The sequence below is a fragment of the Mucilaginibacter sp. genome, from assembly GCF_036383575.1.
Taxonomy (GTDB): Bacteria; Bacteroidota; Bacteroidia; order Sphingobacteriales; family Sphingobacteriaceae; genus Mucilaginibacter.
The window spans coordinates 1-7324 of sequence record NZ_DASVOB010000218.1; the positions used below are offsets into that span (position 1 = coordinate 1).

The 7324-nt window shown below is 41.7% G+C and carries 6 protein-coding genes; 4 read left to right on the plus strand and 2 right to left on the minus strand.

Annotated features, from left to right (window positions below):
* Both VF500_RS07805 and VF500_RS07810 read right to left on the minus strand, forming a co-directional pair.
* A partial coding sequence (locus tag VF500_RS07805) for a carboxypeptidase-like regulatory domain-containing protein (RefSeq protein ID WP_330859136.1) occupies positions 1-364 on the minus strand: 364 nt, incomplete at its 3' end.
* A 1045-nt stretch (positions 365-1409) separates the two neighbouring features.
* Positions 1410-3059, minus strand: coding sequence for an RICIN domain-containing protein (locus tag VF500_RS07810; protein WP_330859137.1), 1650 nt, complete (start codon positions 3057-3059; stop codon positions 1410-1412).
* A 650-nt stretch (positions 3060-3709) separates the two neighbouring features.
* Between VF500_RS07810 and VF500_RS07815 the strand changes: the two genes are divergently transcribed.
* From VF500_RS07815 to VF500_RS07830, 4 genes are all read left to right on the plus strand, one after another.
* On the plus strand, positions 3710-4096 hold the full coding sequence (locus VF500_RS07815) for a hypothetical protein (protein ID WP_330859138.1): 387 nt from the start codon (positions 3710-3712) through the stop codon (positions 4094-4096).
* Between the two features lie 233 nt (positions 4097-4329).
* The gene (locus tag VF500_RS07820; protein ID WP_330859139.1) at positions 4330-5784 is read left to right on the plus strand and encodes a TolC family protein; all 1455 of its coding nucleotides are present in this window, start codon (positions 4330-4332) and stop codon (positions 5782-5784) included.
* A gap of 21 nt (positions 5785-5805) precedes the next feature.
* A complete protein-coding gene (locus tag VF500_RS07825; RefSeq protein ID WP_330859140.1) occupies positions 5806-6990 on the plus strand; it encodes an efflux RND transporter periplasmic adaptor subunit in 1185 nt (394 codons plus the stop codon).
* A gap of 40 nt (positions 6991-7030) precedes the next feature.
* On the plus strand, positions 7031-7324 hold a 294-nt coding region (locus VF500_RS07830), incomplete at its 3' end, for an efflux RND transporter permease subunit (RefSeq protein ID WP_330859141.1).

Genomic DNA, 7324 nt, shown 5'->3' on the forward strand with positions numbered 1-7324 from the left:
CTTTTTTACGTTGCGAACCGTAACCGGTAACTACTACTTCATTAAGTGAATTACTACCGGCTTTTAAGGTGATCTTTAAATTAGGATCGGTTCCTACTGTAACTTCAGTTGATTGATAACCGATATAGGAAATAACCAGCACGTTGCCCGGCTTAAGGGTAAGTGTAAACTCACCGTTGACATCGGTTATTGCACCGGTTGTTGAACCCTTGAGGCGGATCGATGCCCCGATAACCGGTTGCTTATCGTCGCTTCCGATAACTTTTCCTTTGTACTTTGTTTGGGCTGTAACTACCACCGAGGATATCAGGCAGCACAATAGCGCAGCAAGAAACCTCCCCCTGAGAAGTAAATTTTTAAGCATGATTTAATTTAATTTAGTTAATATATTTGATTAAGAACATAGCCCAAAAAGCTGAAATACAGCGAATTGGTTACGGCAGTGGTAGAGGCATTGCCCTGGAATTTTTTAGCTTTTTCTGACTTTTAGGCAATGGTAGAGACATTGCCGCAGGAGCATGTATAATACATTCTCGCCGCAAATAAAATGTTACAAGGCTATAGTGTAGGACAAAGCCGGCAACAGTCAAAAAATAAATGTGATACTGATTATTGTGTAGGCAATAACAGTTATAGTTTTTACAAATGCAAATCATAGACCGGGAGATTGATTGTGAGATAAGCCTTGCGGCAATATCCCCCGGCAACGAAATTCATTCATTCTGTTTGCGGTAGTACAGCGTTTGTTATTGTTAATTAGCTACCGGATTTAATGTGAGATAAGCCTTGCGGCCGTAACCCGGAAACATAACATTAACAAGGCTTTACCCGCCTTTCAAAAGTTATTTTTTATCAGTGATAAAATAATATTAAAGTAAGTTTATTTATTAATTAGGTTTATCGCTTTTGATTAATCCTAAATTAAGGATAGTGTACAATTTGCACAAATGGTTTTTTAGTTTTGCGAATTAAATATCAAATACCACGAAATTTTATTAACGACACAATAAAATAAACATTTAAAAACATTATTTTTTCAAAATAGCACATTTTGTTATAAATAGATTTTTACATGTATTTTTTACATTAATAATAAACATGGCTAATATTTCATAAAAAATGTACGCTTTTTTTATGAAATGAAAATTTCCTGAAAATAAACTACGGACTACAGGACAAATCATGGTAAAATAGTATCAGTGTATCTCCCCTCCTTAATTGAGTTGAAAAATACCCGGCTGAGGGATGGAAACCAGAATAACCATTTAGCATTTCCAGATGTGCAAAACGGCCTGAAGTTTGATTGCGCACTCCTTTGATCTAAACTAAAAAAGCGAACTGTTAGGTTCGCTTTTTTACGGTGTTATTTATATACTTTATCGGATTGAGCCGGATTTAAACTCCATTCATCATGGTACTATGCTCCACTGTTGGTTAAGGCTGCTATTGTTACCATAAAACTCCATGGGACTGCCGTTTGCCGTACCCCCACCGGTATCAAGACATTTACCATTAGTTCGGTTTACAATTTTATAGTATGAACCTATCGGAACAATTGTCCACTGCTGATTGGTACTGCTTCCGCTGGTCCACTGTACAACGGTTGAAGCATCGGCCGTATGGTCATCGCTGTCCAGTGCTTTTCCGCTGGATACACAAATCAGTTTATAATAGCCGCCGGTATAGGTTAATGTCCATTTTTGATTATTACTGGTGCTCGAAGCCCATTGCCCTACGTTAGCTCCATCTGTGGTTGCGCCGATGTTATCGAGGTATTTGCCCGTAGCCCGGTTAACCAGATGGTAAGTACCATTGGCAATGGGTTGCGTACCAACGGTACAGGTAAGTGTACCAAACCCAAGCTGATCAAACCCACCGCTGCTGGAACCATAGTTTCCGCCGCCGCCTTCAGGTCTTACCAGGGTTGCAAACTGGCTGCTGTAAGTTGCGGTCACGCCCATCACATTCTGGTAATGGTTATAGATCAATTCCCAGCTCGGGCGAGCAGTACCTCGCGAAGCAGCAGAAATGACGGTTTGGTTAACATTGTCGCAATTGTTGTAAGTATTGTAAGGCACTGTCAAATTCAGGTTATACATTGCAGTATATTCAGCTAAGGCAAGTACCTTGTTGCTCTCATACGCGAACAGATCCTGGCCCTGGTTAAAGGCCATCTGGCAAAATGCGCCGACCAGCGATATGTCCAGCGTTGCATGTCCCTGATCGCGACCTGCTTCCTGGTTTTGCCCAAGGTTGCCGGGGTGAACATAGAACACAGCTCTGTCAATGTTTCCATTCCCGATGCCGCTCTTAAAATACGTTATGGCCTGGTTAAATTTGGCCTGATCGTCACATAAAATACCGATAGATAAAATAGTAGCCATGTTGCACAAATCCCAGTTGGCCCAATAATGGGTATCGCAGGTACCATTGTGATTGGTTAAAAAACCATTAGCTGCCGGGTAAAAAACATTTAACATAAATGTTTTGAAATTACCGAAATCGGTAGCCGACCAGCCACTATACGCACGAAGGATCTCGGCAGCGTTTGCAAGCTGGTATCCGTAAAGGCCGGAAGCCAGCGCATAGTTTGAATCACCCCCTATTGCCTTACACGTTGTTGCCCAGGCATTAAGAATACTCACTGCTTTGTCGGCATAGGCATTATTGCCGGTGATGTACCACTCCAAAGCATCCTGGTAGGCTGCGGCAGCGTCACGCATAACGTGCACGTAATTACCGCCCGTACTTGTCCGCGTAATCGTATCATTCGGACCGGCCATAGTATAACTAAGTTGCGCATAGGAATTGGTTGAGAGTATATTATAACTATCAACCCAGGGCGAGGCATTGGCATTCACCTGTGTTTGCATCCGGATCAGATCGGCAGAGGTATGCAGCATCCCCGGATGTATGAAACTGAATGTGGCATTTGTTTTAAGCTTACCATCCCCGGTTTGATTGGTTTCTGCGGCGATGCTTCCGGGTGAAACTGTTTTTTTACAGCCCGCGACGGCAATTATACCGCAGCTGATTAATATTAATAATTTGTTTCTCATATTTTTTAAAATTCTTAATGTATTGGCAGGCATTTAACCGGCCTTATTTACCAGGTACGTTTACTAATTGGTTAAAGAAAACGCTCCCGCTAATCCTTAACAACACTGCATTAGAGGACGACAGGGATTAAAAGAGTCCGTTAATCGTTCCTTAAAACAGAAGTTTTTAAAGGATGTATAAATAAAAAACATTTGATGATGCTGCATTTTCAGGGGTGCAACTTTCCCCTGCCTGTTTTATGAAGACAGACAACTTCAATGTTGGCCAAACAATATTTAATAACCAGTAAGGTTAGATTTATAAAAGGTAATTAATCAGGGAGAACTAAAATAATACCGGATGCAACGTATTATCATTCATAAAGACAGTGATATAGGAGATAGATACTCAATGGTGTAAAGCAATTTTTACAACAGCAGGAAATAAATCTTACTATTATTGCTGAGCAAAGAATATTTGAATTAAGGATAGCAGGTATATAGCTACTTTAATAGTGTTATTCGCCCTTTCAGCAGGATTTTCATTGCCTGTGGGCGGTATGCCACATTAGTCTTTGCATAATTAATCGCGGCTTTCATGTTTGTACTTAAATAGTTACAAAACATTATTAACCGTTGTATTGTACTACAAACACGTTAAAACTCAAAGGGTGAACCGGTTTAAAAATATCGTTAATCAGTCTGTAAATATGCTTGTATTAGCGGCATATTTATTTGTCGCGTTAACGCGTATATTTTTCTTACCTAATCTGAATAAAGCGGAGTCACAACTTAAAGTCTCAATCAATAACGAGTTTATCCATAAAAATCACAGCCAGGGTAACAGTACCTCGTCGCTGCATCATGGCATCCGTTCGGTTATTGAAAGCAAACGCAAAAGCCTGGTTCCTAAAACAACAGCTTTTACCCCCCTACTTGCATTTATCTTCAGCGCTATAGCTTTAACGTTTTTAACAAAAAAACGCGAAATCTATTCCGCCCCAGCATATCTTTCTTACCCCGATGCTTATCTCAAACTACGCAGGTTAAGGATCTGATCACATCCTCATTTATGGTCTGCTAAATTTTAGAACCAAAACAGGTTTGACCATACTTTATTACGCGATTTTTTCTGCGTACTCATCAACAATATTTTAATCAGGGCAATGCATAAACATTGCAGAGTTTGAGTATGAAACTGGCGCAAACAACTGTGCTTCAGCCCTACTGACTCCTGCATATACATGTATATGCCTGGTTAAAGTCAATTCTAAATAAATATCGGTTAATAATGAAAATCACGTTTTTCAGCACCAACTTAGTAGGCCTGTTTCTTTTAACGGCGACAGGGTTGTGCCTTATATCATTAAACGCTTCAGCACAAAACAATAAAAAGCAATTCCCTGCTCCAGACCAGGTTCCGGATACCGGCAAAGTCGGTTTTCCTATTATGCCTCATACACAGGATACAGGCCAATACCTTACCCTAAGGCAGTGTATTGATTATGCTTTAGTTCATCAGCCTGCATTAAATCGTTCATTGATCAATACAGATATAGCCCGCACCTCCAACGCTATTAATTTGGCGGCATGGCTACCCCAGGTTAATGCCAGTGGTAATCTTGTTCATTACATACAGCAACCTAACAACAATATTTCAACCAGTACAGGTAACGGCTCGGCAACCGGAACTACGACCGGCACGTCCATCCGCAGTAACTACGCCAATACGTTTATTCCCGAACTATCTGTATCGCAAGCTATTGTAAGCCCGAGTTTGTTATATGCTGCCAAAAGCGCGCCCTTACTGGTAAAACAAGCTAAGCAAGTTACAGACAGCACCAAAATTTACCTGGTAACATCGGTCAGCAAAGCTTTTTATAATGTACTGCTGACCCTGCAGCAAATCAACGTGCTCAAAGAGGATACCACAAGGCTTGGCAAAAGCCTGCGCGACGCCTATCACCAGTACAAGGGAGGTATTGCTGATGAAACCGATTATCTGCAGGCAACTATCACCCTTAGCAACTCCAAAACGCAGTTAAAACAGGCTAAAGAAAACCTTATCCCGCAATACGCCGCTTTGAAGCAGTTGATGGGGTACGAACCCGAAAAACAGTTTAATGTAAGTATCGATACCGTGCAAATGATGAACGATATCCGTATCGATACCAACAAGCGGCTGCAATATGAAAACAGGATAGAATATCAGCAGATCCAAACCCGTAAAGATTTGCAGGTACAGCTTACCAACTATTATAAATATGCCTTTTTGCCTACTTTATCTGGCTTTTTTAATTACGGGCTCCAGTTTGGTAATAATCATTTCTCAGATCTGTTGTCGGGCTCATACCCAAGCTCATCGGTTGGCTTATCGCTCAGCATCCCCATTTTTACAGGCTTCGCCCGCACCCATAATATACATAAAGCACACCTACAGGAACAACTGATCACCTGGGACGAGAAGGACTTAAAACTTGGGCTTTATAAAGATTACACGGTTAGCCTGGCCAACTACAAAAGCAACTTGTACAGTTTCCAAGAGCAGCAAAAAAATGTAGGCATGGCAAAGCGGGTGTACTTTGTTGTCGACCTGCAATATAAACAAGGCGTTGTAGCCTACCTGAATGTAATAACGGCCGAATCAAATCTCATTACCGCAGAAATAAATTATACAAACTCATTGTTCCAGCTGCTGTCAAGCAAAATAGACCTGCAAAAAGCAATGGGTGACATTACTTATTAATGCCAAGAAAATATAACCTCCATGAATAAAAGATCATTAATCGCCAGCTTTATAAGCATCCTTATCCTTGGCTCGTGCAAACAAAAACAGCCACCTGTTAATTCTGAAATACCTGTTAACCTACTGAAAGTTAAAGCAAAAAATGTGCTTTATTACGATCAGTACCCCTCTACAACTGCCGCTTTAAGCCAGGTTAACCTGCTTCCGCAGGTACAGGGGGCCGTAACCGGTATATTCTTTACCGAAGGTACCCATGTAGAAAAAGGGCAAAAGCTTTTTGAAATAGACAGGCGTATATACCAGGATAATTACGATGCCGCAGTTGCCAACAGAAAAGTCACCGAAGGCAGCCTGACCCAGGCGCAACAAGATGCCGACCGGTATGAGTACTTAAACAAATACAATGCTGTTGCCAAACAGCTTTATGACCATGCAGTCATCGCGTTGCAAAACGCCCAAAACCAGGTAAATGCAGCCGGTCAGGCAGTAAAAACCGCCAAAACCAACTTAAACTATGCTACAGTTTACGCGCCATTTAGTGGTACCATAGGTTTTAGCCAGGTTAAATTAGGTGATGTGGTTAATACCGGCGCTACCGTATTAAATACGATATCAACAGATGACCCTATGGCGGTTGATTTTGTAATCAATGAAAAACAGCTGCCTCAATTTGAGCGCCTGCAACAACGCAAAAGCCCTACTGTAGATTCGCTTTTTACGCTCTTATTGTCAGATAATTCACTTTATCCTGTAAATGGTAAAATTTCGGTTATTGATCGTGCGGTTAATTCCCAAACCGGTTCCGTTACCATAAGGCTTGTATTTGCCAATCCCCAACGTATGTTAAAGGTGGGAATGAGCTGCGTGGTGCGGGTGCATAACCAGGAAGCAGGCCCACAACTGGTAGTGCCGGGTAAAGCTGTAGTTGAGCAAATGGGCGAATACTTTGTATTTACCGCCAAAGACAGTTTGGTTAATAATCCAAAGGCCGGGGCCGACTCTGCCAAAAACAAAATATCCAGGCTTTTTGCGGTGCAAAAAAAGGTACAGCCGGGTCAAACCATTGGCGCTGGTATGATCATCAAAAGTGGCATTACAGCCGGCGACCGGATTGTGGTTGATGGCGTACAACTGCTGCGCAACGGTTCCCCGATAACAACGGCCAATAAGGCGGCACCGTCAGCAGGCGGTAAAGGCGGTCGTTAGCAGCCGAACAAAACAACTTAATTTATTCAGGACAATATTTATGATAGCAAATACCTTTATAAAAAGACCTGTAACTGCAATTGTAATATCCATTGTATTGGTAATTACAGGTACGGTATGCATCTTGCTTTTACCTATAGATCAATACCCCGATATTACGCCGCCTATTGTACAGGTTAACGGCCAGTTTACCGGTGCCGACGCTCAAACTGTTGAACAAACGGTTGCTACCCCTATTGAAGAACAAGTGAACGGAACTCCGGGTATGGAGTACATGCAAAGCAACAGCACCAATAACGGGCAGATGACTTTGAATGTAACCTTTAAACCGGGC